Below are 22,564 nucleotides of genomic sequence, written 5' to 3' on the forward strand. Positions count from 1 at the left end.
ATGTCCAGCACCACCTCCGCAGACATCGGGGCCGCCGCTCCGGGCGGGACGGGCCTGCCCCCGGCCCCGCCGTCGTCACCCGCATTGCGCCGGTTCTCGATCAACCCCCGGCAGAGCGGCATCTACGTCGCGTTCGTGCTGATCGTCGTGCTGTTCTCGGTGCTCACCGACGGCGCGCTGCTGACGCCGCAGAACATCTCGAACATCATCGTCCAGAACTCCTACATCCTGGTCCTCGCGATCGGGATGATCTTGATCATCATCGCGGGGCACATCGATCTCTCGGCCGGCTCGGTCGTGGCGGTCACGGGAGCGCTGTCCGCGGTGCTGATGGTCAACCTCGAGGTGCCGTGGCCGCTGGCGGTGCTCATCACGCTCGTGGCGGGCGCCCTTGTCGGGGCCTGGCAGGGATTCTGGGTCGCGTACTTCGGGATCCCGGCGTTCATCGTGACGCTCGCGGGGATGCTGCTCTTCCGGGCGCTCACCCTCACCGTGCTCGGCAACCAGGGGATCGGGCCGTTCCCGGACCCGATCCGCACGCTGTCCAACGGCTTCACCGAGGGCTACCTGGGCAACATCGGGCTCGGTCCGCTGGGCGGTGCCGACCTGCTGAGCCTGCTGGTGGGTCTCGCGGTGGTGGCCGGTTACGCCTTCACGCAGTGGCGGCAGCGGGCGGGGAGGCTCGGGTACGGGCAGATCGTCGACCCGATGCCCATCTTCGTGCTCAAGATCGTCGTAGCGGCCGTCGTCGTGATGGCCGTGGTGGTGCAGCTGGCGCGGTTCCGGAACCTGCCGTGGGTGCTGGTGCTGCTCGCGGTGCTCGTGCTCGGGTACACGCTGCTGACCACCCGGTCCGTCTTCGGCAGGCACATCTACGCCATCGGCGGAAACCTCTCGGCGGCCACCCTGTCCGGTGTGAAGGTCAAGTCGGTCACCTTCTGGATCTTCGTGAACATGGGGGTGCTGGCGGCGCTGGCGGGCGTCATCTTCGCCGGCCGGCTCAACCAGGCCGGTCCGACGGCGGGCACCAACTTCGAGCTCGACGCCATCGCCGCCGCGTTCATCGGCGGTGCGGCGGTGCAGGGCGGTGTCGGCAAGGTGGTCGGGGCGATCACGGGTGGCCTGATCATGGCCGTGATCAACAACGGCATGTCGCTCATCGGCGCTCCGAGCGAGCGCGTGATGCTGGTGAAGGGCCTCGTGCTGCTCGCTGCGGTCGCCTACGACATCTGGACGAAGCGCAGGGCAGCGTCGGCCACACGGTGAACACCGCGCGTCGAACACGGTAGGGCTGCCGATGGGCGGTTCCCCACTCGGGGAGCCGCCCATCGCGCTGTCGGGAGATCCGTGGTCACGCGGTGCGCCGCCGCCCGGCGAGCCGGAGGCTGTTGGTGACGACGAGGACGGAGCTTGCCGCCATGGCGGCCCCCGCGAGCATGGGATGCAACATCCCCGCGGCCGCGATGGGCAGGGCGAGGATGTTGTAGCCGAAAGCCCAGGCCAGGTTGGCCTTGATCACCGTGAGGGTGCGGCGGGAGATCCGGATGGCGTCGACGGCCGCCGTGAGGTCGGCGCGAACGAGCGTGATGTCGGCGGCGGACATCGCGATGTCGGTGCCGGTGCCCATGGCGATGCCGAGGTCGGCCTGAGCCAGCGCGGCGGCGTCGTTGATGCCGTCGCCCACCATCGCGACGACCCGGCCCTGCGACTGCAACCGCGCGACGAGTTCGACCTTGTCGGTCGGCAGCGCGTCGGCCACGACGGTGGTGATCCCGACCGCGTCGGCGACCGCGCGTGCGGCGCCCTCTCCGTCGCCGGTGAGGAGCACGGGTTCGAGCCCGAGCCGACGCAGCTCGGCGATCGCCTCGGCGCTGGTCGGTCTGATCGTGTCGGACAGGACGAGCACAGCACGGGCGCGACCGGCCCAGGCCAGGGCCACGGTCGTTCGTCCCGACGCCGCGGCGTCCGTGAGCAGCCCCTCCAAGGCGTCGGGAAGCGCGATGCCGCGCTCCCGCAGCAGGCGGGGCCGCCCTAGCAGCGCCTCGCTGCCGCCGATGTCGCCCTGCATGCCGAGCCCGTCCAGCGAGACGACCTCGCGCACCTCGGCGGTGGCGTCCACCCCCTGCTCGGCGGCGTAGCGGGCGACCGCCTGGGCCACCGGGTGCGTCGACGTGCCGGCCAGTGCGCCGGCCACGGCGAGCACGTCGTCGCGATCCTCGCCGTCGACGGGCACGACGGCAGTCACGTTCATCTCGCCGGTCGTGACCGTGCCGGTCTTGTCGAGCACGATGGTGTCGACCCGGCGGGTGGACTCGAGCACCGCCGGCCCTGTGACGAGCACGCCGAGCTGTGCGGCGCGGCCGGTGCCGACCAGAAGTGCGGTGGGTGTGGCGAGCCCGAGGGCACACGGGCAGGCGACGATCAGAACCGCCGTGGCGGCGGCGAATGCCGTGCCCGCTCCGGCTGTGGAGCCGGCCCAGAAGCCCCAGGTGGCGGCGGCGAGCATGAACACGACCGGCACGAACTCGCCGCAGACGCGGTCGGCGAGCCGCTGCACGGCGGCCTTCCCGGTCTGCGCGCGCTCGACGAGGGCGGCGGTGCGCGCGAGCTGGGTGTCGGCCCCGACACGGGTGGCCCGCACGACGAGGCGTCCGCCGAGCACGACGCACCCGCCGATCACGTCATCGCCCGCTGTGACGTCGACGGGCGCCGGTTCCCCGGTGATCGCCGCGGTGTCGACCGCGCAGGAACCCTCGACCACCACGCCGTCGGTGGCGACCTTCTCACCTGGTCGCACCACGAAGGTGTCGCCGACGGCCAGCCGCTCGGCCGGCACGAGGTGTTCCCGCCCGTCGACCAGCAGCCGGGCGTCCGTCGCGGCGAGCGCGAGCAGGCCGCGGAGCGCGGCTCCAGAGCGCCGGCGGGCCCGCGCCTCCAGGTAACGCCCGGCGAGCACGAACGTCGTGACCCCTGCGGCGACCTCCAGGTAGATCTGTCCTGGCGCGCGGCTCGGGGAGAGCGTCAGGTCGAAAGAGTGCGTGAGGCCCGGCCTGCCTGCCGTGCCGAAGACCATGGCGTAGACCGACCAGAGGAACGCTGCGAGCGTCCCGACCGAGACCAGGGTGTCCATGGTCGCGGTCGCGTGTCGCAGGTTCGTGAGCGCCGCGCGATGGAACGGCAGCGCGCCCCACAGCACGACAGGTGCGGTGAGGCCGAGTGCGGTCCACTGCCAGTACGGGAACTGGATGGCGGGAACCATCGACAGCACGATCACCGGCACGGCGAGCGCTGCGCACGCGACGAGCTGCAGCCGCCGTCCGTCGAGCTCGAGGTCCTGGGCCAGCTCGGCCTCGTCGTCGCGGGTGGCCGGTTCCGGCTGCCGGGCCGTGTAGCCGGCGCGTTCGATCGCGGCCATGAGATCGTCGACGTTCACGGTGCCGCCGTGCGTGACTGCCGCGCGGCCCGTCGCGTAGTTGACGCTCGCCTGCACGTCGCCGAGCTTGCGCAGCGTCCGCTCGACGCGCGCCGCGCACGCTCCGCACGTCATGCCTTCGACGATCAGCTCGGTGTCCGCAGTCGGTGCGGACAGGACCGCGGTCACGGGTGGCCGTGCGCGGAGTCGGGGGCGGGCGGGGGCGGCGGATCGAGGATGCGGCCTGCCTGCCAACCACCCGCCACGGTGAGAGCGAGCACCACGAGGAAGGCGGCGACGCGCCCGGCATTGGTCATGGTGAGGGGCGGATCCTGGACGGAGGGAGGTGCGGCCACGGCGGAAATCTAGGGAGGTGGGGGGTGTCGGGGTTGCCAAGCTGAGTCCGGTCGGCGGTGTGCGCCCTTTGGGCCGCGATGAGTGGTTTGGCGCTGGTCTGTTCGGCCTAGAGTACTGCTCCGTCTGCTCAGGATGATCTTCAGGTTCGTCGCGCTTCGTCCGGCCTCGTCATCTCGGCGCACCAGGGGGACCTGCAGACGTGCGCGATTGACCGGTCGGGACGGCGGGTTGGGGGAACGCTGCGCCGGCCGGTCGCACAGCACGCCGAGCGCGTCGAGCCCCGCCTGGCCCCACCGGGCACCTGATCGGCCCGGCGGCGCCCAGCGTGTTACGCCCGCAACCGCCTACTCGGCTTTCACCTGCTCCGACTGCATCGCTTCCACCGCTGCGTGGAGGCTGGCCTTCCACGTCCCGGCGGCGTTGTAGTAGCCCACGAGCGGCAGGTGCACGTACACCCAGTCGCCGAGGACGTCGCTCTGTCCGGCGATGAACGCCAGGTAGTAGTGCTGCCGCTCGCTGGCCGGCTGCTTGTACCTGATCTTCTCGCCGATCTCGCGGGAGAGGGGGTCGCCGGAGTCGTCGCGGTACTGGTCCCATTGTTCGCCGATGCGTTCGGCGACCTGTCCATTGAGGGGGCCGCCGACGAAGATCACGGGTCTGGTCACGGCGAGGAATGCTCGCATGCCACCCACACGGCTGTCCCGCTGGTCGCACCACACCGTGGTCAGCGGACAGCGGCCAGTAGGGACTCGGCGAGAACTTCTTACGTACTGAGAAGTTCATCCTGTTCCCGGCTGGGCGTTCCGCTGTGCCAGGGCAACACGCGGCCGAAGCGGACGAGCTCTCCGTAGTGGGTCGGGTCGACGTGGTCCGCGAGCACCAGGTCGAGCACGGCCTGTGCGGCCTGTGCCGGGGTGAGTGCCCGGCTGAAGTCGTCGAACCACGGCCGCGAGGTCGGTGTGTCCACGAGTCCGGGGCAGACCGCCGCGACCAGGGTGTCTGCGGGCAGATCGGTCTCCCGGCGCTGCGCCGCGACCGCTCGGACCGCGGCAACCTGAGCCACCTTGGACGGCACATTGATCCACCGCGGCCAGCCCGTCTCCTCGGCTGTTCCGTCGTGGACGGCGGCACGCCAGGACTCGACGGCGCGTTCGACCTCGTCGAGCGAGGCCCCGTCGAACATGGGATGGAGCTTCGGGTCGAGACGACCGAGCGTTCCCAGTGAGCTGGCCACGACGATCAGCCGTCCGCCGGGGCGCAGTACCGGGCCGAACGAGCGCAGCATCGCGTGCGTGCCTCCGTTCGCGACGTCGATGAACTCGTCGGCCTGCTCGGACTGGGGCCGATCCGGGGTGATCCGGGCGATCGCGTTGGACAGGACGATGTCCACCCCACCGTGGCGCTCCTCGAGCTCGGTGGCCAGGCGCGCCACGGCGTCCGCGTCGGTGACGTCGAGCAGGCGGCCTTCCACCCGGCTCCTCGTGCCGGGCATGGCTGCGACGATCGCGGTGGCGTCCGCGACCCGTTGCGCGTTGCGTCCGGTGAGCAGCACCAGATCGCCGGGATCCAGTCGGGCGGCCAGCCCCTCGACGAGCGCGAAGCCGATGCCTTGGTTCGCCCCGGTGACCAGCGCAATTCGCGTATCTACCACGCGGCCAGGCTAGAAAGGTGAGAATCATGCGACCAGCGCGAGTTACGCAGACCTGGTATGCGTAAAGCTCATGGACCTCGGCGACGTCTCGCTGGTCGCGCTGCGAGTCTTCCGCGAGGTGGCCGAGCGCCGGACGCTCACCGCAGCCGCGGAGGCGCTCGGCTTCACCCAGTCCGGGGTCTCCCGGCAGATCGCCTCGCTCGAGCGCGCGGCGGGGACCCGCCTGCTGGAGCGGCGCCACGACGGAGTGCGGCTGACCGCAGCCGGGCACCTCGTGCTGCGCCGGGCCGTCACAGTGCTCGACGAGATCGACGCCGCCGCGCGAGATCTCGCAGGCATGCCGGCCGAGGCGGGAACGGTCCGGCTCGGCTGGTACAGCAGTGCCGGCGCTCTCCTGGTGCCGCGCGCCCTCGCCGCGCTGCGCCGGACCCACCCCGCCATCACCGTCATCACGCAGGAGGGCGGCACGCCTGCACTGGTCCGCGCCCTGCGCGCCGGCAGCATCGATCTCGCGGTGGTGGCGTCCCTGCCGCCGTTCCGGCCGCCCGACGCCGAGTCGCCACACCTGGAGTTCGAGGTGCTCGCCGAACGCAGCCTCCGCCTCGCGGTGCCTGCCACCCACCCGCTGGCCGGGGCGGACTCCGTGGACGTCGCCGATCTGCGTGGTCAGCGCTGGATCGCGAGCCCGTCCACCCGAGAGCAGGAGCGGCTGGGTGTCTGGCCCGGGCTCGACGAACGGCCGGAGATCGCGCACACCGCCACCGACTGGCTGGCCAAGCTGAGCCTCGTCGCGGCCGGATGTGGGCTGACCACTCTTCCCGCGTCTCTCGTACCCGCGGTGCCGCCCGGAGTGCGGGTCCTCGCGGTGCGCGGCGGCCCGCACGAGCAGCGGCGCATCCTCCTGGCGCGACTCCCGCAGCCGCTCGCCGAACCCGCCGCCCGCCTCGCGGACGCCCTACGCGCCGCGGTGCACGACGGCGGCGCGCCTGCCGGGACCCCATGATCGGAGCCCCTGCCGCTCAGGCAGGGGCGGAGAGCTGTTCCGCCTGGGCGGTGGCGATCTCGACGAACTCGTGGATGAGGGGGTCGGTGCGGGCGTCGTCCCAGGCCAGGCAGACGCGGTTGGGTCCGATGTCGTCGATGGCGACCCAGGTGACGTCCGGTCGGGTGTAGAAGGTGGCGGTGGAGAGCGGGAGGACCACCAGCCCGTGCCCCGCCGCGACGTGTTCGAGCTTCTCCTCCACCGTGCGGATGGGTCGGGGCGGTTCTCCTGTGCCGCTCCGCAGCTCCACGGCGATGTCGCGCCATTCGGGCACGGCGTCGGGGTTCTGCAGGAGGTGCTCGTCGGCGAGGTCGCTGATGCTGATGCCGTCCTTCGCCGCGAGGGGGTGATCGAGGGGGAGCGCGGCCACGCGAGGTTCGGCGAGCAGCGGGCGGATCTGTAGGCCCTGCTGGTCGACGGGCAGGCGGACGTAGCTGACGTCGACACGCCCGTCGAGCACGACCTCGGTCTGGTCGTCCCAGCCGGTGCGCAGGACGTCGACGGTGAGGTCCGGGTGGCGCGCGGCCAGTACGCGCGTGGCGGGGGTGACGATGAGTCCGGGCATGAACCCGACGGTGAAGTGGTCGGGGCCGCGTGCGGCACGCTGGACCCGTCGTTGGAGGGCATCGGCGCCGGCGAGCAGGGGCCGGGCGTCGGCGAGAAGCTGTTCGCCGGCGCGGGTGAGTGCGGTGGCGCGTTTGGTGCGGTCGAACAGCTGGCTCTTCAACTCGTGTTCCAGCGCGCGGATCTGGCGGGAGAGCACGGGCTGGGCGATGTGCAGCGCCGCCGCGGCGCGGCCGAAGTGCAGGTGCTCGGCGACCGCGACGAAGTAGCGCAGCTTGCGCAGGTCCACATCCATGCTCGCGCCTCCCGTCCGCGACGAGGCCGGATGCCCCCAGGGTATTGCAGGCGCGGTAAGGAGTCTTGGACGTCGCGGCGCCCACGGGCACATCGTGAAGGGGTCTGACCAGCACGCCACCAGGAGGTTCCTCATGGATCTGCACGGGCAGCGCGTCGTGGTTCTGGGCGGGACGTCGGGCGTCGGGCTCGCGGTCGCGGCCGGTGCCGGGTCCGCCGGAGCCGAGGTCGTCGTCGTCTCCAGCCGCCGCTCCGGCGTCGACAAGGCGCTCTCGGTGCTTCCCGGCGGGGCCGTGGGCCGGGTCGCGGACCTGAGTGACCCGGCCACCGTCCGTGCCGTGCTCGAGGAGGTCGGTGAGCTCGATCATCTCGTCTACACCGCAGGCGAGCCGCTGGCCCTGATGCCGGTGATCGGGCTCGACGTGGAGCAGGCGCGCCGGTTCTTCGGACTGCGCTTCTTCGGCGCTCTCGCCGCGGTCTCGGCCGCGGCACCGCTGGTGCGCCCGGGCGGTTCGATCACGTTGACCACGGGCACGGCCAAAGACCGTCCAGGCGCGGGCTGGGCCGTGCCGGCGAGCATCTGCGGTGCGGTGGAGGCGCTGGCCAAGGCACTGGCGGTGGAGCTCGCGCCTGTCCGGGTGAACGCCGTGAGCCCGGGCGTCCTTCGCTCCCCACTGTGGGCGGGGATGGGCGAGGCTGAACGCGAGCAGATGTACCGGGACATCGCGGAGGCGATTCCGGTGGGCCGCATCGGTGAGGTCGGTGACGCCGCGCAGGCGTACCTGTACTGCATGACGCAGACCTTCACCACCGGCACGGTTCTGACCGTCGACGGCGGGACCGTTCTCGTCTGACATTGGGTTAGTCTGCTGATGAGACTCAGCTGGTGAGCCTCACTATCGTGAGGAGGCAAAATGCCGATTCTCGTGACCGGGGCCGGCGGCGGTGTAGGCAGCATCGGCGGCCGGGTGGTCGAACGGCTGCAGGAGCGCGGACTTCCGGTGCGCGCTCTCGTCCACCGCGAGGACGAACGCGCCGACGCGCTTCGCGCACGCGGGGTCGAGGTCGTCGTCGCGGACCTCACGCGCGCCCCCGACGTCGTGCGGGCACTCGACGGATGCCGCCGCGTGTACTTCGGGATGTCGGTGTCGCCGGAGTACCTGGAGGCGACCGCCACCGTGGCAAGCGCCGGACGGGCAGCCGGGAACCTCGAGATCGTCGTCAGCATGTCCCAGATGACCGTCTCGCAGATGGATCTGACCAGCACCGAGGAGTCGCGCCACCAGCGGTTGCACTGGCTCGCCGAGCAGGTGCTCGACTGGTCCGGTCTTCCGGTCACGCACGTGCGCCCCACGATCTTCATGGAGAACCCGCTCATGATGATCTTCGCGTACGGGTCCATCGCGAGGACGGGAAAGATCAGGCTGCCGTTCGGCGCGGGCCGCACGTCACCGGTGAGCGCTCAGGACGTGGCCGATGTCGTCACGACGATCCTCGCGGAGCCTGCCGGACACATCGGCCGGACCTACGAGCTCACCGGTCCCGTGTCGCGGGATCTGGCAGCCATGGCCGAGGAGTTCTCTGCGGCGCTCGGTCGGCCCGTCGTGTACGAGGACGTGCCGTTCGATGAGTTCACCGAGGAACTCGCAGCCGCCAAGCTCCCCGACCACGTTCTCGACCACATCCGCACGATGGCCCGGCTGCACCGGTCCAACCGCTACGACCGCGCCACGCACGACGTCGAGAAGATCCTCGGACGCCCCGCGTCTGGCGTCGCGGACTACGTCGCGATGAACCCGGAGCTCTTCCGGCGCTAATCGCGTTGACCGCCCCCGCGGAGCCGGGTGAAGATCACGGCCGGAGCAGGGCACCGGACGTACCTGCCGGCGCGAGGGCGAGGTCGATGGCCGACGCGATCTTCGAGCACCCGCGCCTGGTGGCGGTCTACGACGCGCTCGACCCCGACCGCAGCGACCTCGACGTGTACGCGGCGATCGTGCACGAGTTCGGCGCACGCAGCGTGCTCGACGTCGGCTGTGGCACCGGCACGTTCGCGCTGCTCCTTGCCTCCCGCGGGGTGCAGGTGACGGGTCTCGACCCCGCGGCGGGCTCACACGCGTACGCCCGCGGGCGAGACGGTGCGGACCGTGTCACCTGGATCCACGGGGACGCCGCAGCCCTTCCCGGGATGGCGGTCGATCTCGCCACGATGACCGGGAACGTCGCCCAGGCGATCATCGATCCGCTCGGCTGGGACGCCACTCTCCGCGGCGTGCACCACGCGCTTCGGCCCGGCGGACGTCTCGTCGTCGAGAGCCGAGACCCGGCTCGACGCCAGTGGCGCACGTGGAACCGCACGGACACCTACCGGGTCGCCGAGATCGCCGGCGTCGGCCGGGTCGAATGCTGGACCGAACTGACGGAGGTGGCCCTGCCGCTGGTCAGCTTCCGCGGCACGTGGGTCTTCGGCTCCGACGGCGCCGTGCTGACCTCGGACTCCACCTTGCGCTTCCGCGAGCGCGCCGAGATCGAATCCGACCTGATCCGGCACGGCTACGTCGTGGACGAGGTCCGGGACGCGCCCGACCGGCCCTGTCGCGAGTTCGTGTTCGTCGCTCGCCGCGCGAGTGCTCCACCCGGGTAAATCGGAGCCCTGCGGTCGCGGTTCGTTCCCGAACCTCCGGGACGCGAATTCGTCCGATTCGCTCCACCGGTCCGGAAGCGCGCCGCGCGTAATGGTCCGGTAAATCCTCCGCGGTTGCGGCGAATGGTGGACCCGGCAAGCCCGTCTGCATCAGCAAACCGTGCTCGACCAGGCGCTCGACCCGGTGGGCGGGGTGTGGTCCACCTCACTTCCGATCGCAATTCGGCGATGGTCGGCAGCAATACGGAAAATGCGCAGCCGGGAGAGCTCGTTTACCTTCTCGGGCATGGCTACTCCCACCCGGACCGGCCCGCCGGCCACCACGGTGCGCGCCTCGTTCCGTGTGAACGAGCAACACGTCGAGGTCGAGATCGACACCCGTGAGTCCCTGCTGGACGTTCTGCGCGAACGGCTGGAGCTGACCGGCACCAAGAAGGGATGCGATCACGGCCAGTGCGGCGCGTGCACCGTGCATCTCGACGGCCGGCGGGTGGTGTCCTGCCTGACCCCCGCGGTGCAGGTCAACGGATGCTCCGTCACGACGATCGAGGGCGTGGCCGGGCCGGACGGCGAGCTGCACCCGTTGCAACAGGCCTTCGTCGACCACGACGCGCTGCAGTGCGGCTACTGCACCCCCGGGCAGGTGATGTCCGGGCTGGCATGCATCGCCGAAGGGCACGCACGGGACGACGCGTCGGTCCGCGAGTACATGAGCGGCAACCTCTGCCGCTGCGGCGCCTACACCTCGATCGTCGCCGCGGTCCGCTCCGTCGCCGACGACGTGGAGGGCTGACGTGCGGCCGTTCACGTACGACGCGCCGGACACCGTCGCCGACGCGCTCGATGCTCTCGCCGCCGCCGGGCCGGGTGCCAAGTTCCTCGCCGGCGGCACCACCCTCTATGACCTGATGAAGCTGGGAGTGGAAGCACCGCCGGCTGTGGTCGACGTTCACCGTCTCCCCGAACTGTCGCAGATCGACAGCACCGGCACGGATGAGCTCGTCTTCGGTGCCGGGGCTCGGATGGCCGACGTGGCAGAGGACCCGGTCGTCACGCGGGACTACCCGGCCCTGGCGGAGTCGCTGGCCAAGGCGGCGTCGCAGCAGCTGCGTGAGATGGCCACGGTCGGCGGCAACCTCCTGCAGCGCACGCGGTGCACCTACTTCCGCCACGGCGAGCCGTTCGCGTGCAACAAGCGCGAGCCGGGCAGCGGCTGCGCGGCGATCGGCGGGCTCGACCGTGCCCATGCGGTGCTGGGCACGAGCGACGCGTGCATCGCGACCTTCCCCGGTGACTGGCCGGTGGCATTGCTGGCGTTCGACGCGCAGGTCGACGTGCTCGGGCCCGATGGAGCCCGGACGGTCGCGCTGGCCGACCTGTACCGGGAGCCGGGGCAACGCCCGGACCTGGAGACCACCCTGCGACCGCAGGAGCTGCTCCTGCGGATCCGGGTGCCCGCCACCCCGACCGGGCGCGGCTCGACCTATCACAAGATCCGCGATCGGGAGTCCTACGCGTTCGCGCTGGCGTCCGCCGCGGCGGCGGTGGCGCTGCACGCCGACGGAACGGTGGCGGACGTTCGGATCGGGCTGGGCGGTGTGGCCACGAGGCCGTGGCGCGCAGCCGAAGCCGAGCAGGCGCTCCTCGGGCAACCCCTCACCGCCGAGACCGCCCGGCAGGCGGGCGAAGCGGCATTCGCAGCGGCCAGGCCGGGCCGGGAGAACGGCTTCAAGATCGAACTCGGGATCCGGACCGTCGCCGACGCGCTGCGGATCGCCGGAGAGCGGGCGACACGATGACCACCACGACGACCGGCGCCGCTGTTCCCACCGAGCGGGTGGACGCCCACGCCAAGGTGACGGGTGCGCTGCGCTACGGCGCGGACCGCAACCCGCCCGGGGTGCTGTATGCCGCGTTCGCCATCGCGCGGGTGCCGAAGGGCCGGATCGCACGCCTGGACGTCGCGAACGCCGAGGCCGTGCCGGGAGTGCGCCTCGTGCTCACGCACGAGAGCGACCCCGGCGTGAAGTCCGGTGGCTTCATCATGGGCGGTGGGTACGGGTTCCAGAGCCGGCAGCCGCTGACCGACGATCGGATCGCCTACTGGGGCCAGCCGATCGCCCTCGTGGTGGCCGACACCCTCGTCGCGGCGAACGAGGCGGCCGCGCTGGTCGAGGCGGTGTACGAGACCGAGGACAGCAGCCTCGACCTCGACGCCCCGGGCGCCGAGACGCTGGTGCAGGCCGAGGCGATCCCGCTGCCCTTCCTCGCCGACGTGGTGATCGGCAACGCTGACACGGTGCTCGGAGAGTGCGCCGTGCAGGTCGACTCCGTGTTCGACCTGCCTGTGCAGCACCAGAACCCGATGGAGCTGATCCACACCGTCGTCGAGTGGCGGGGCGACACACTCGTGGTGCACGAGGGCACCCAGAACAGCGGCGCCGTTCGGAACGGGCTGGCCACACAGCTGGGCATCGACCCCGCGCAGGTGGAGGTGATCTCGCCGTCCGCCGGGGGAGCGTTCGGGCAGAAGAACTCGCTGCAGCCGCACACCTGCCTCGCCGCGGTCGCCGCCCGCAGACTCGACCGCCCGGTGAAGCTGGTGCTGACCAGGGAGCAGTGCTTCCACGCAGCGAGCTTCCGCCCGTTGAGCAGGCACCGCGTGCGACTCGGAGCCGACGCGGCAGGCGTGCTGCGCGCAGCCGTGTACGAGATCGACCAGCAGACCTCGCGTCACGACCTCTTCCCGGCCACCTACACGGATATCGCATCCCGGCTCTACGGCATCCCCCACTTCCGGGGCCGGCAGCGGCTCGTGCGCACCGACGTACAGACGCCGGGGTACATGCGCGCCCCGCACGAGCACCCGGCCGCGTTCGCGATCGAGTCCGCTGTGGACGAGGTCGCCTACGCTGCAGGTATCGATCCCGTCGCGCTGCGGCTGGCCAACGACACCGCCACCGACCCGGTCACCGGCCACCCGTTCTCGTCCCGCTATCTCGCCGAGTGCCTGCGCCGTGGCGCCGACCGCTTCGGCTGGTCCCGACGGAGCCCGGAGCCCGGATCGATGCGCGCGGCCGACGGCACCGAGATCGGGTGGGGAGTCGCCGGTGGCGCCTATCCCGCCCACACGGTCGCCGCCGTCGCGAGGGCTCGCGTCGAGGCGGACGGCACGGTGCGCGTCGAGGCGGGTGGCCACGAGATGGGCCAGGGCATCCGGACGGCGATCGTGCGCACCGTCGCGGCCGACCTCGGGATCCCGACCGACACCATCACCGTCGTCGTCGGCGACACCCGCTCGGTGCCGCAGCACCTCACTGCCGGATCGTGGGGTACCGCCAGCGCGTTGCCGGTGGTCGTGGACGCCCTCGCCGAGCTACGGCGCGAGCTGGGCGTGCCGGCGCAGGGGCCCGTCGATCTCGCCGCAGCGGTGGCAGCGCTCGGCGGCGCACCGGTCGAGGTGGAGACCACCCGCACCGCGCCGGGACAGCCACCCGAGAGCCTCGACCAGTTGCGCCGTGGTCTTGTGGCGCTCGCCGGGCCCGAGTACCCGCAGTTCAGCTCCTACAGCTGGATCGCTCACTTCGTGGAGGTCAGGATCGAGGCCACCACGCGGCGGGTGCGCGTGTCGCGCGTGGTCAGCGTTGCCGACTGCGGTCGCGTCGTCAGCCCGCGCACCGCCGAGAGCCAGGTGCGCGGGGGTGTGGTCTGGGGCATCGGCGCGACGCTGCGTGAGGCCACCGAGGTCGACCCGCGCTACGGCGGCTTCCTCAACACCTCGCTCGAGGAGTACCCCGTGCCCGTGAACGCCGACCTACTGGCCGACATCCACGTGGAGTTCATCGACGAGCCGGATCCGCTGCTCAACGGGCCTGGCGTGAAGGGCCTCGGCGAGGTCTCGATGGTGGGTGTGGCGCCCGCCGTGGCGAACGCGGTGTTCCACGCGACGGGACGCCGGATACGGCGCCTGCCCATCCGCCTGGAGGACCTGCTGTAAGAGCGAGCTCCCTCAGCCCGCCGCGGTTGCGGGGCGCCGCAGGGTGAGCAACTGCTCGTAGAACCCGCCGTACCCACGATCCGGATCCACGAGGTGCACCTCGAGGATCCAGTGACACACCCGGCCGACACGGTCGGTCCTGCGCATCGGCCCGGTGCTGCCCGGGGCGATGTAGCTGTCGATCCGTTCTCCGTCGATCGTCTCGTGGGGGAACTCGCCGACGAGGTGGCCGCTGTGCACGCCCCCGAAGCGCCACCCGGCTTCCTCGGACGCCCCGACGACGTACTGGTAGAGCTCCGCACCGCTGATCTCGTCGTGCGTCTCGAAGAAGGAGCGACCGGCGTCGAATATCCGCGGCAGGTCGGCCTGCAGCTGTAGCTTCCGCGGGTCGTCGCCGAGCACGAACGTCCGCCCGAAGTCGGCCTCCCACTCCGCGAAGATGGGCCCGAAGTCGAGGAAGACGATGTCGTCCGCGGCGAGGGCGCGGTCCGGTGGGTTCTCCCGATAGGGCTGCAGGGTGTTCGGGCCGGAACGCACGATCCGCTTGTGCCAGTGGCGGCTCACCCCGAACAGGTCCGCGGCCAGATCCCGCACGTCGTCGCTCACCTGGGCCTCGCGGCGGCCGGGGGCGATGATGCCCCGCCGCGCGACCTCGGCGAACAGCGACTCCGCCTTCTCCTCGGCCTCGACCAGCTGCCGGGCTCGCTCTGCTTCGTCCGCGCTGCGATCCGCTGTGGGTGCCATCTGCTTTCCGTTACTCCGTTTCTGCGGAATATTCCCCGAAAGCTTTCCGCGTCCACGGAGAAGCCTGACGAGTTGTGGGATCCGGCGCAACCGCCGGTGGGGATCACCGGATTCGGTGAATGCGCTCGCTGGGGCATCACCCCCACACCGCAGGATTCAGGCCCGTGCCCGCAGCCAGGTGCGGAACGCGTCGAGCCCCGGCTCGGGATCACTCCGGCCGACGCCGACCCGGAAATGGTCGGGCGGGGTCGCGGTGAGCTGTGAGCGGTAGATGCTCGCCGGGAGGAGAAGAACACCAGCTTCGTTCACGAGGTCGGCGCAGAACTTCTCGACCCCGTCGGCACCCTTGTAACGCAGGTACGTGACGCACCCGCCGTCCGGTGCGTGCCAGTCGAACAGCGAGTCGAACTCGGTGAAGAAGCTCTCGAAGACCGGAAGGTTGGCGGCGATGATCGCGCGGTTGCGCTCCAGGATCGTCTCCCGCGCCTTCACGGCGATGCGGGCGAGGATCTCGGAGGGCGCCGAGTTGCAGATAGTGGTGTAGTGCTTGGCGCGCTCCAGGCGGGAGAGCAGCTCCCGGTCCCGGCAGACGATCCACCCGACGCGCAATCCGGGCAGCCCGAGCGACTTCGACGTGACGTTCAGCGAGAGCGCCCGCTCCGAGAGGTCGGTCGCGTTGGGGAGGGTGCGGCGCTGGTCGAGCTCGAGGCCGCGATACACCTCGTCGCTGAACAGATGGATTCCGCGCTCGTCGCACAGCTGCGCGAGCCGGGCGAACTCCGCTGCGTCCATGACCTTGCCGGTCGGGTTGTGCGGAAAGTTGACCGAGACCACCCGCGTGCCGGGTCGTAGCGCGGCCTTGACCTCGTCGACGTCGAGGTTCCAGTCGTTCTCCGGTCTGAGGGCGACACCCGTGACGGAACACAAGGCCAGCGGCACCGTCTCCGCCGCCTGGTAGTTGGGTGTGATGACGACGGCGTGGTCGTCGGGGCCGAGCAGCACCTGCATCGCGAGGTAGAGGCCTTCCTCGGCGCCGGCGAAGCAGAGGACGTCGTCGGATTCGGCCGCCGAGTACATGTCGGCGATGGCCTGCCGGAGCGCAGGGTCGCCGAATGTCTCGGTGTACCCGAGCGACAGCGTCTCCCACGCCGCGCGGTCGTGGTCATCCGCCAGCGCGAGCAGCTCGGTCATCGTCATCGTCTGCGCGTCGGACGCGGTGAGGTGGTACCGGGCCGTGAACTCCCAGCGCGAGAAGTAGGTCTCGAGTTGGAAGTCGGGCAAGGGGGTCACGACATCGGGCCCTTCGGATCGAGCTGTGGGCATGATCTGCGCCGGACTTGGTCGTCTCGACGCCTCATCAGCTGTGATGAGCGCCCATCCTTCCCCTCCGGGCTGCGGCCGAGGACGACGACCCGCTCGTGACAACCGGCGGACGGCGGCCATCTGCTGGATACGGGCGTGAAGGGTGTGAAAAAGAAGACCCGAAGTGACACCCGTTTTGTCCGGTTCGCGATAACTTCGTGCGCGTGGCTTGTTCGGAGCGTGGAAACCCTGTAACGGACCGTGGTCAGCGGTCGAGTGCACCGCCGTGGACCAGGAGCGCAGTGCCCGTGATCTCGTCAGCCTCGTCTCCGGTCCGATCTCGCCCATCCGGCTCCTCGTGAGCGTGGGACGGGGCGACGCGGCACTCGACTGGGGCGCGGACTGATGTGCCGCGAGTACTGCGGCGAACTGCGGCGTCTGGAGCCCGCGTCCCGCCCGGTGATCGACGTCCTCCAACGCCGGGGCATTCTGCATCCGATCACCGCGGAGTCCGGCCAGTCCCTGGCCGAGCTGCTGATGAAGTGCCTGACCGAGCCCCGCGCCCGGGGGATGGACCGGCGCCATGTCTATTGGGGCCTGCTCGAGCGGATCCACCGCCCGGCGAGCAACACGCAGATCGTGAACGTCGAGTTCACGGGCGGACAGCTCGACACGACGACGTGCGTCTCTGCCGCTCATGTCCTGCCTCTGATCTCCGAGACGCCGGGCGAGTACGCGCGCATCGTGGAAGGGCTCACCTCGCCGGTGATGGGGTTCTGGATCGTGCGGCCGCTTCGCCGCGAGGTGATCAAGCAACGGATGCTGTGGTTGGAGGGGACCTTCAACGCACTCCTGATCTCCGAGAACGAGCTGGGGATCTGGGTCAAGCCCGACGCGGGCGCCCCTGCGCGTGCGCTCCGCGAGCACGGCGGGCGGCTGTTCCGCGAGTACGACTTCGGAGCGAGGGCCGGGAAGAACAGCCGGCTGCTCGTCGACGTGATGGTGCAGTCGGCCCTGACGAACTACGCGATGCGCGGCAGGTACGACAGCGCCGCGGACAACGATCGGATGACCGGTGCACGAGGCGTGCCGCGCCCGGGCTGGGGCTCGGGCGCGGGTTCGACCGACGAGTACCGGTCCTTGATCCGGGAGGTCGTGCACGGGCAGGCGCCGCGGCTCCCGACCCGGGGCAGCCCCGTGCTCGGCGAGATGACCGAGGAACAGGCGTTGCACGCGCTGGAGGACAGGTGGACGGGCGGCCACCACCTCGAGCGACCGTTCGCGATCGACATCGACGCCTGACGTCGACCCATCACGGTTCACCGCGTGCTCAGAACGGTGGTGGTTCATCGTCGGTTGCCGTGGTGGGGCGGGGTTCGGTGAGTGGTGGTGGGTCGACCCGGTAGGTGTGGCCGCTGGGTGTGGTCCAGACGATCGACCCGTCGACGTACTGCGTGACGCTCCACCCGGGATAGCCCTTCAACCGGTGGTGCGGGCGGCACTTCGGCCCGAGGTTCGCGGCCGAGGTGGGGCCTTCGCCGTTGGCCGGGTCGTAGGGCTGGTTGTGGTCGAGGTCGCACAGGTGTGCGGGTACGCGGCAGCCGGGGTGTTGGCAGTGCTGGTGGCGGGCGATGAGGTGTTCGGTCAGGTGTGGTGGTGGTCGGTAGCGGGTGGTGCCGTAGTCGAGCAGGGCGCCACTGAGGGGGTCGGTGACCAGTCGGCGCCAGACGCTGTCGGGATCGGCGGCGAGTTCTCGGGCGTGTTCGGCGGGGATGGGGCCATAGCCGGCGAGTTCGCCGGGTTCGTTGCTGGTTCCACGCAGGGTGTCGAGCGGGACGGTGACCCGGATCTGCACCGACACCTTGTTGGTCACCGCGGGCACCCCGCCGTCGGGTGCGACTCCGGGTAGTCGCTCCGATCCCGGTATCGGCGAGCCCGACTCGGTGATCGGGAGGCTGTCATCCAGGGAGCTGGCCGGGGTTGTGGCGGTGTCGGTTGGGGTGTGGGCGGCGGCTGTCTGGGTGTCAGCTGCCCCGACGCCACTCCGCTTGGTTTCGGTGGGCCCGAGGGCAGATGTGGGAGTGGTCGACGCGGCGCTCGTCGCGGTGGCGGGCTGTGGAACAGCGCCGGCGGTGGTCGTGGTTGCGGCTGCTGTCGTGGTCTCGGGTGTGGCTGCGCGGGTCCTGGCGGCGGTCGAGGTGGCATGGCGGGAGTGGGCTGTGCCCGGAATGGAGCCGCTCGCGACGGTCGCGGCAGGGATCGGGGTCGTTGCCGGGGTTGCGTCGGAGTCCGTCCCGCTCTGCGAGCCCGGTCGCGGGGTGGCGGTGCTCTTCTCGGCGGTCCGTTGGCTGGCGTTGCTGCAGAACCCGGTCTCGCGCAGCACCAGATCGACCAGGGCGTCGGCGCGTCGGGCGGCCATCGGTCGTTCATCGGTGCTGCCGCAGCCGCGGGCGTGTTGATCCAGTACCGCGAAGGTGCCCACCGCCTCGGCCGCGGGCAGGGTCGCGGAGAGGGTGGCCATGCCGCCGCGTTCCGGGTAGAGCACCACCCCACGCTCGCGGCGCTTGCGTTCCCGCCGTCGCAGCGCAGCCTCGGAGTCGACGCGCAGGACGGCGCGTCGGACCGCGGCGCGCAGTTGGCCGTTGGTCTGCTCCGGCGCCCGCGGCAACACCTTTTGTTCGACCGCTGCCGCCGCGGCGGGTTCGAGGTCGGCACAGCCGTCGGTGATGATCCGCGCCTTGGTCAGCGTGATCGCCCCGGCGTGCAGCGCGGCGAACGTGGCCGGGAACTCCTCCACCAGTTGGCGGGCCTCACCCACTCGCCACGCCGCCCCACCCGGGGAGAGCCGCAGCATCAAGGCGACCTCGGCCTGCGCGGACTCCACCGCCTGCACCGCGTTCAGCCCCAGCGGAGGAGCGGTTTCGGCGGTGGCGACGAACTGGGCGATCTCCTCGTACTGGCGTGCTTGGGCCCAGGCGATGATCTTCTCCCAGCCCCCGATCCGTTCCAGCAGTTCGAACCGGTCGGAGGTCGGCTCGGCCTGGGCCAGGAGCATGGTCATGATCCCGTCGGGGGTGTACCCGGACCAGGACAGCGGTGTGGTCTGCGGGTCGGGCGCAGTCTCCACACCATGTTCGAACATATGTTCGAGTCTAACCTCGGTCACCGACAAATCCGGCTGCTGTGCCGCCCGTGACTGCCGTGCGTCAGATCCACGTTCGCGCGGCGTCGCTCACTTCGCCGTGAGTTGCCGGAGGAACCACTGCGTCAGGATCTCGTCGACCGCCTTGGCCGTGGGCAGCTGCGGGGCCGGTTCCAGGCCGGGCTCGTCGGCCAGCGGGTGCGCCAGGCCCGGCACGGTCCTCAGCTCGACCTCGTCCGGGCGCGTGTACCGCCCTTGTAGCGCGTCGACCAGGGCAGCCGCGTCCGTCCGCAGAGCGGGGTGATCCAGCTCGCCGCTGACGAGCAGCAGCGGAGTGTCCACTGCGATGTCTCCGGCGTGGGCGACGAAGTCCAGTTCGTCTGCGGTCGTGCGGGATTCGGCGGTCCACGGATACTCCTGCTCGGAACCGGCCATGTCGCGGTGGACGAGCCCGATGACGGACCGAACCCGCACAGCCGGATTGACCAGCGCGACCGCCTTGATCGGGGCTCGGTGGGTGGCCAGCACCTCCAGCGCCACGGCACCGCCGAGCGAACCGCCCAGGATGCCGATCGGCTCGTCGTCGACGGGAAGCTGATCGCGCAGCGCGACCAGCGCGGCCGGGAACTCGTCGGCGGCTTGGCGGACGAACGGGGCCAGGAAAGCCATCAAGGCGTCTTTGCGGGCGAGTTCGAGGATGGCGTCGACACGGCCGTCGACCATCCGTGCGCCACACATCGGCATGCCGAGGTGCACCCGCCAGGCGGGCACCCCGGTCATCGGCAACGCGGCCGCGAAGGCCGCGTCCGTGCGGGGCGCGTCCAGCATGTGCCAGGTCACGATCAACGGCGCGGGTCTGTCGGTGGCGCCGGTCGGTGGGAGCGCCGTGAACGGTACGCCCGCCGCGGTACCGGTGATCGTTTCCATGTGTCCTCCAGCGGTTTCGTGGCCTGCCAGGCGACCGTAGAGACCTCGACGGGCCGCGGATCTCGTTTCCGCCACCGGCGAAACGAACCGCACAGGTCATCCCTGGCACCTCGCAGCGCCCCGGCGTGCTGCGAGGGTGCGCGACGGGCTGCGACGTCGCTGGTGTCCGCGCCGACGGGCGAGACGCTGGAAGAGGTCAGCGCACGAACGACGGGCGCTTGGGATCGAAGGTCCACCCGTCCACGAGCTGCCGCATCGCCACAGCGTCGTCCCGGGCACCGAGTCCGTGTTCCCTGTGCAGATCGTGCGCCCTCGTCAGTGCCGCGCGGTCGAGCGTGACGCCGAGGCCGGGTCCGGCGGGCACTTCCAGGTGCGAGTCGATGATCTTCGGCGGGTCGGTGAGCAGGTGTTCGCCGTCCTGCCAGATCCAGTGGGTGTCGAGGGCGGTGATCGCGCCGGGCGCGGCGGCGCCGACATGGGCGAGCATCGCGAGCGAGATGTCGAAGTGGTTGTTGGAGTGCGAGCCCCACGTGAGACCCCAGCCTGCGCAGAGCTGGGCGACGCGCACGGATCCGGCCATCGTCCAGAAGTGCGGGTCGGCGAGGGGGATGTCGACCGCGTCCGCCTTCACGGCGTGGTGGAGCTCCCGCCAGCTCGTGGCGATCATGTTCGTGGCGGTCGGCAGCCCGGTCGCACGCCGGAACTCGGCCATCGTCTCCCGGCCGGAGAACGCTCCCTCGCGGCCGCACGGATCTTCCGCGTACGCGAGCACGTCCCTGAGCCGGCGGCCGAGCCGGATCGCGTCGTCGAGCAGCCATGCGCCGTTGGGGTCGAGGGTGATCCGCGCATCGGGGAAGCACTCCTTCAGCGCCGATACCGCGTCCGCTTCGGCGTCGCCGGTGAACACCCCGCCCTTCAGCTTGAAGTCGCGGAAGCCGTAGCGGTCGCGCGCCGCCTCGGCGAGGCGCACCACGCCGTCCGGGTCGAGCGCGGGATCTCGGCGGACACGGGACCAGGTGTCGCCGCCCTCGTCGCCCGCGACGTAGGGCAGATCGGTGGCCGTGCGATCGCCGACGTAGAAGAGGTATCCGAGCACCGGCACCCGGTCGCGGACCCGCCCGTCGCCGAGCAGTTCGGCCACGGGCACCCCGTACTGCTGGCCTGCCAGGTCGAGCAGCGCCGATTCGAGGGCGGTGACGGCGTGCACGGTGGTGCGCAGGTCGAAGGTCTGCTCGCCGCGCCCGGCTGCGTCGCGGTGGCCGTACCGCTCGGTCACCCGGCGCAGCAGCGAGCGGTACTCGCCGATCGGCTCGCCGATCAGGTCCGCCCCGGCCTGCTCGATGGTGCGCTGGATCGCGGAGCCACCCGGCGTCTCGCCGAGGCCCGTGCGGCCGGTGCTGTCGGTGAGGATCACGACGTTCCGGGTGAAGAACGGGCCGTGAGCGCCGCTGAGGTTCAGCAGCATGCTGTCGTGGCCGGCCACCGGCACGACCTCAACCGCGTCGAGCGTCGGCCTGCCGCCGGTCATGCCTGCGACGCAATGCGCCGGACGAGCTCGGTGAGCGCGGACCTCTCGTCGGCTGTGAGGTCGGTGAGGGGCGGTCGCACGGGCCCACCGGACCGACCGACGGCGGTGAGCCCTGCCTTGATGATCGACACCGCGTAGCCCTTCCGGCGGTCGCGGATGTCGAGATAGGGCAGCACGAAGTCGTTGAGCCTCCGATAGACCGCGGCGCGGTCGCCCGCTCGTACATCGGCGAAGAAGTCGAGCGCGAACCGCGGCACGAAGTTGAAGATCGCCGACGAGTAGGTGGTGACGCCGAGCTGGAGGTAGGGCAAGGCGAACGTCTCGGCCGTCGGGAGGCCGCCGATGTAGGTGAACCTGTCGCCGAAGCGCGCATAGATCCGGGTCATCAGCTCGATGTCCCCGACGCCGTCCTTGAACCCGACGAGGTTCGGGCAGGCATCGGCCAGTTCGGCGAGGGCATCGACGCCGATACGGGCGTTCGCACGGTTGTAGAAGACGACTCCGAGGTCGGTGGCCGCACAGACGGCCTTGACGTGGGCGACGATGCCGTCCTGGGGTGCCTCGGTCAGGTAGGGCGGGAAGAGCAGCACGCCGGAGGCCCCGGCGGCCTTGGCCGCCCTTGCCTGCTCGACGGCGAGCACGGTGCCGTGGCCCGCGGGCGCGAGCACCGGCACGGCGCCGCCGACCTCGGAGACGGCCGCACGTACGACCCGGTCGACCTCGGTGGGGGAGAGGGAGAAGAACTCGCCCGTGCCCCCGGCAGCGAAGAGGCCGGCCACGTCGTACCCCGCGAGCCAGCCGAGGTGCTTGCGATACGCGGGCTCGTCGAACTCGAGATCGGTGGTGAAGTGCGTGACGGGGAACGACAGGAGCCCGGCACCGAGTGCTGCGGCCAGTGCGGAAGGGGCTGGTGCGGGCACGTGTGCCTACCTCCGGGAAGTCACGACGTCGTGGGCTGAA

At 70.9% G+C, this 22,564-nt stretch carries 20 protein-coding genes; 9 read left to right on the forward strand and 11 right to left on the reverse strand.

All coding sequences use genetic code 11. From position 1 onward, the window contains the following. Positions 1 to 1,266, forward strand: coding sequence for a multiple monosaccharide ABC transporter permease (mmsB, locus tag ACQPZQ_RS20760; protein WP_433298336.1), 1,266 nt, complete (start codon positions 1 to 3; stop codon positions 1,264 to 1,266). 85 nt (positions 1,267 to 1,351) lie between these two features. On the opposite strand, the gene ACQPZQ_RS20765 is transcribed toward mmsB, so the two are convergent. The 4 genes from ACQPZQ_RS20765 to ACQPZQ_RS20780 all read right to left on the reverse strand — a co-directional run bounded on the left by ACQPZQ_RS20765 (position 1,352) and on the right by ACQPZQ_RS20780 (position 5,420). Continuing rightward, positions 1,352 to 3,601 carry a heavy metal translocating P-type ATPase gene (locus ACQPZQ_RS20765; RefSeq protein WP_433298338.1) on the reverse strand — a complete coding sequence of 750 codons (2,250 nt, stop codon included), beginning with the start codon at positions 3,599 to 3,601 and terminating at the stop codon, positions 1,352 to 1,354. Beyond that, complete coding sequence (locus ACQPZQ_RS20770; protein ID WP_433298340.1) at positions 3,598 to 3,768, reverse strand: hypothetical protein; 171 nt, start codon at positions 3,766 to 3,768, stop codon at positions 3,598 to 3,600. Before ACQPZQ_RS20770 ends, ACQPZQ_RS20765 begins: the two co-directional genes overlap by 4 nt. Positions 3,769 to 4,113: 345 nt before the next feature. Further along, positions 4,114 to 4,434 carry a hypothetical protein gene (locus ACQPZQ_RS20775; RefSeq protein ID WP_433298342.1) on the reverse strand — a complete coding sequence of 107 codons (321 nt, stop codon included), beginning with the start codon at positions 4,432 to 4,434 and terminating at the stop codon, positions 4,114 to 4,116. Positions 4,435 to 4,532: 98 nt separating this feature from the next. Continuing rightward, a complete protein-coding gene (locus ACQPZQ_RS20780) occupies positions 4,533 to 5,420 on the reverse strand; it encodes an SDR family NAD(P)-dependent oxidoreductase (protein WP_433298344.1) in 888 nt (295 codons plus the stop codon). Positions 5,421 to 5,490: 70 nt separating this feature from the next. On the opposite strand from ACQPZQ_RS20780, the gene ACQPZQ_RS20785 reads away from it, so the two are divergent. Then, positions 5,491 to 6,423, forward strand: a complete 933-nt coding sequence (locus tag ACQPZQ_RS20785) for a LysR family transcriptional regulator (protein ID WP_433298346.1) — start codon at positions 5,491 to 5,493, stop codon at positions 6,421 to 6,423. Between the two features lie 16 nt (positions 6,424 to 6,439). Here the strand turns inward: ACQPZQ_RS20785 and ACQPZQ_RS20790 are convergent, their stop codons facing one another. After that, the gene (locus ACQPZQ_RS20790; protein ID WP_433298348.1) at positions 6,440 to 7,321 is read right to left on the reverse strand and encodes a LysR family transcriptional regulator; all 882 of its coding nucleotides are present in this window, start codon (positions 7,319 to 7,321) and stop codon (positions 6,440 to 6,442) included. 133 nt (positions 7,322 to 7,454) lie between these two features. Between ACQPZQ_RS20790 and ACQPZQ_RS20795 the strand changes: the two genes are divergently transcribed. The 6 genes from ACQPZQ_RS20795 to ACQPZQ_RS20820 all read left to right on the forward strand — a co-directional run bounded on the left by ACQPZQ_RS20795 (position 7,455) and on the right by ACQPZQ_RS20820 (position 13,961). After that, complete coding sequence (locus ACQPZQ_RS20795; protein WP_433298350.1) at positions 7,455 to 8,174, forward strand: SDR family oxidoreductase; 720 nt, start codon at positions 7,455 to 7,457, stop codon at positions 8,172 to 8,174. A gap of 60 nt (positions 8,175 to 8,234) precedes the next feature. Further along, positions 8,235 to 9,137, forward strand: a complete 903-nt coding sequence (locus ACQPZQ_RS20800; protein ID WP_433298352.1) for an NAD(P)H-binding protein — start codon at positions 8,235 to 8,237, stop codon at positions 9,135 to 9,137. Between the two features lie 86 nt (positions 9,138 to 9,223). Then, the gene (locus ACQPZQ_RS20805) at positions 9,224 to 9,964 is read left to right on the forward strand and encodes a class I SAM-dependent methyltransferase (protein WP_433298354.1); all 741 of its coding nucleotides are present in this window, start codon (positions 9,224 to 9,226) and stop codon (positions 9,962 to 9,964) included. A 286-nt stretch (positions 9,965 to 10,250) separates the two neighbouring features. Continuing rightward, positions 10,251 to 10,757: a (2Fe-2S)-binding protein gene (locus ACQPZQ_RS20810; protein WP_433298356.1), complete on the forward strand. Its 507-nt coding sequence runs from the start codon at positions 10,251 to 10,253 to the stop codon at positions 10,755 to 10,757. A 1-nt stretch (position 10,758) separates the two neighbouring features. Continuing rightward, a complete protein-coding gene (locus tag ACQPZQ_RS20815) occupies positions 10,759 to 11,763 on the forward strand; it encodes an FAD binding domain-containing protein (RefSeq protein ID WP_433298358.1) in 1,005 nt (334 codons plus the stop codon). Continuing rightward, positions 11,760 to 13,961, forward strand: coding sequence for a xanthine dehydrogenase family protein molybdopterin-binding subunit (locus tag ACQPZQ_RS20820; RefSeq protein WP_433298360.1), 2,202 nt, complete (start codon positions 11,760 to 11,762; stop codon positions 13,959 to 13,961). The genes ACQPZQ_RS20815 and ACQPZQ_RS20820 overlap by 4 nt, the downstream gene beginning before the upstream one ends. A 12-nt stretch (positions 13,962 to 13,973) precedes the next feature. On the opposite strand, the gene ACQPZQ_RS20825 is transcribed toward ACQPZQ_RS20820, so the two are convergent. Beyond that, on the reverse strand, positions 13,974 to 14,705 hold the full coding sequence (locus tag ACQPZQ_RS20825; protein ID WP_433298362.1) for a M24 family metallopeptidase: 732 nt from the start codon (positions 14,703 to 14,705) through the stop codon (positions 13,974 to 13,976). 156 nt (positions 14,706 to 14,861) lie between these two features. Continuing rightward, positions 14,862 to 15,995: a pyridoxal phosphate-dependent aminotransferase gene (locus ACQPZQ_RS20830; protein WP_433298364.1), complete on the reverse strand. Its 1,134-nt coding sequence runs from the start codon at positions 15,993 to 15,995 to the stop codon at positions 14,862 to 14,864. Positions 15,996 to 16,412: 417 nt separating this feature from the next. On the opposite strand from ACQPZQ_RS20830, the gene ACQPZQ_RS20835 reads away from it, so the two are divergent. Continuing rightward, positions 16,413 to 17,309 carry a hypothetical protein gene (locus ACQPZQ_RS20835; protein WP_433298366.1) on the forward strand — a complete coding sequence of 299 codons (897 nt, stop codon included), beginning with the start codon at positions 16,413 to 16,415 and terminating at the stop codon, positions 17,307 to 17,309. Between the two features lie 28 nt (positions 17,310 to 17,337). On the opposite strand, the gene ACQPZQ_RS20840 is transcribed toward ACQPZQ_RS20835, so the two are convergent. From ACQPZQ_RS20840 to kdgD, 4 genes are all read right to left on the reverse strand, one after another. After that, entirely contained in the window at positions 17,338 to 19,149 is a 1,812-nt protein-coding gene (locus ACQPZQ_RS20840; protein ID WP_433298368.1) for a DUF222 domain-containing protein, read from the reverse strand. Between the two features lie 90 nt (positions 19,150 to 19,239). Continuing rightward, positions 19,240 to 20,076 (reverse strand): prolyl oligopeptidase family serine peptidase, encoded by an 837-nt coding sequence (locus ACQPZQ_RS20845; RefSeq protein ID WP_433298370.1) that lies wholly within the window; start codon positions 20,074 to 20,076, stop codon positions 19,240 to 19,242. A gap of 196 nt (positions 20,077 to 20,272) precedes the next feature. Next, positions 20,273 to 21,604 (reverse strand): enolase C-terminal domain-like protein, encoded by a 1,332-nt coding sequence (locus ACQPZQ_RS20850; RefSeq protein ID WP_433298372.1) that lies wholly within the window; start codon positions 21,602 to 21,604, stop codon positions 20,273 to 20,275. Then, positions 21,601 to 22,524: a 5-dehydro-4-deoxyglucarate dehydratase gene (kdgD, locus tag ACQPZQ_RS20855; RefSeq protein ID WP_433298374.1), complete on the reverse strand. Its 924-nt coding sequence runs from the start codon at positions 22,522 to 22,524 to the stop codon at positions 21,601 to 21,603. The genes ACQPZQ_RS20850 and kdgD overlap by 4 nt, the downstream gene beginning before the upstream one ends. Positions 22,525 to 22,564: the final 40 nt, after the last annotated feature.

Origin of the sequence: Pseudonocardia sp. CA-142604 (assembly GCF_050948475.1) — a bacterium.
GTDB classification, from domain to species: Bacteria; Actinomycetota; Actinomycetes; order Mycobacteriales; family Pseudonocardiaceae; genus Pseudonocardia; species Pseudonocardia alaniniphila.

Coding starts and splice junctions, on each gene's coding strand:
- ACQPZQ_RS20850 (WP_433298372.1), bottom strand. CDS start 21,604: ATGACCGGCGGCAGGCCGACGCTCGACGCGGTTGAGGTCGTGCCGGTG.
- ACQPZQ_RS20840 (WP_433298368.1), bottom strand. CDS start 19,149: ATGTTCGAACATGGTGTGGAGACTGCGCCCGACCCGCAGACCACACCG.
- ACQPZQ_RS20835 (WP_433298366.1), top strand. CDS start 16,413: ATGTGCCGCGAGTACTGCGGCGAACTGCGGCGTCTGGAGCCCGCGTCC.
- ACQPZQ_RS20805 (WP_433298354.1), top strand. CDS start 9,224: ATGGCCGACGCGATCTTCGAGCACCCGCGCCTGGTGGCGGTCTACGAC.
- ACQPZQ_RS20790 (WP_433298348.1), bottom strand. CDS start 7,321: ATGGATGTGGACCTGCGCAAGCTGCGCTACTTCGTCGCGGTCGCCGAG.
- ACQPZQ_RS20785 (WP_433298346.1), top strand. CDS start 5,491: ATGGACCTCGGCGACGTCTCGCTGGTCGCGCTGCGAGTCTTCCGCGAG.
- ACQPZQ_RS20820 (WP_433298360.1), top strand. CDS start 11,760: ATGACCACCACGACGACCGGCGCCGCTGTTCCCACCGAGCGGGTGGAC.
- mmsB (WP_433298336.1), top strand. CDS start 1: ATGTCCAGCACCACCTCCGCAGACATCGGGGCCGCCGCTCCGGGCGGG.
- ACQPZQ_RS20810 (WP_433298356.1), top strand. CDS start 10,251: ATGGCTACTCCCACCCGGACCGGCCCGCCGGCCACCACGGTGCGCGCC.
- ACQPZQ_RS20795 (WP_433298350.1), top strand. CDS start 7,455: ATGGATCTGCACGGGCAGCGCGTCGTGGTTCTGGGCGGGACGTCGGGC.
- ACQPZQ_RS20800 (WP_433298352.1), top strand. CDS start 8,235: ATGCCGATTCTCGTGACCGGGGCCGGCGGCGGTGTAGGCAGCATCGGC.
- ACQPZQ_RS20825 (WP_433298362.1), bottom strand. CDS start 14,705: ATGGCACCCACAGCGGATCGCAGCGCGGACGAAGCAGAGCGAGCCCGG.
- ACQPZQ_RS20845 (WP_433298370.1), bottom strand. CDS start 20,076: ATGGAAACGATCACCGGTACCGCGGCGGGCGTACCGTTCACGGCGCTC.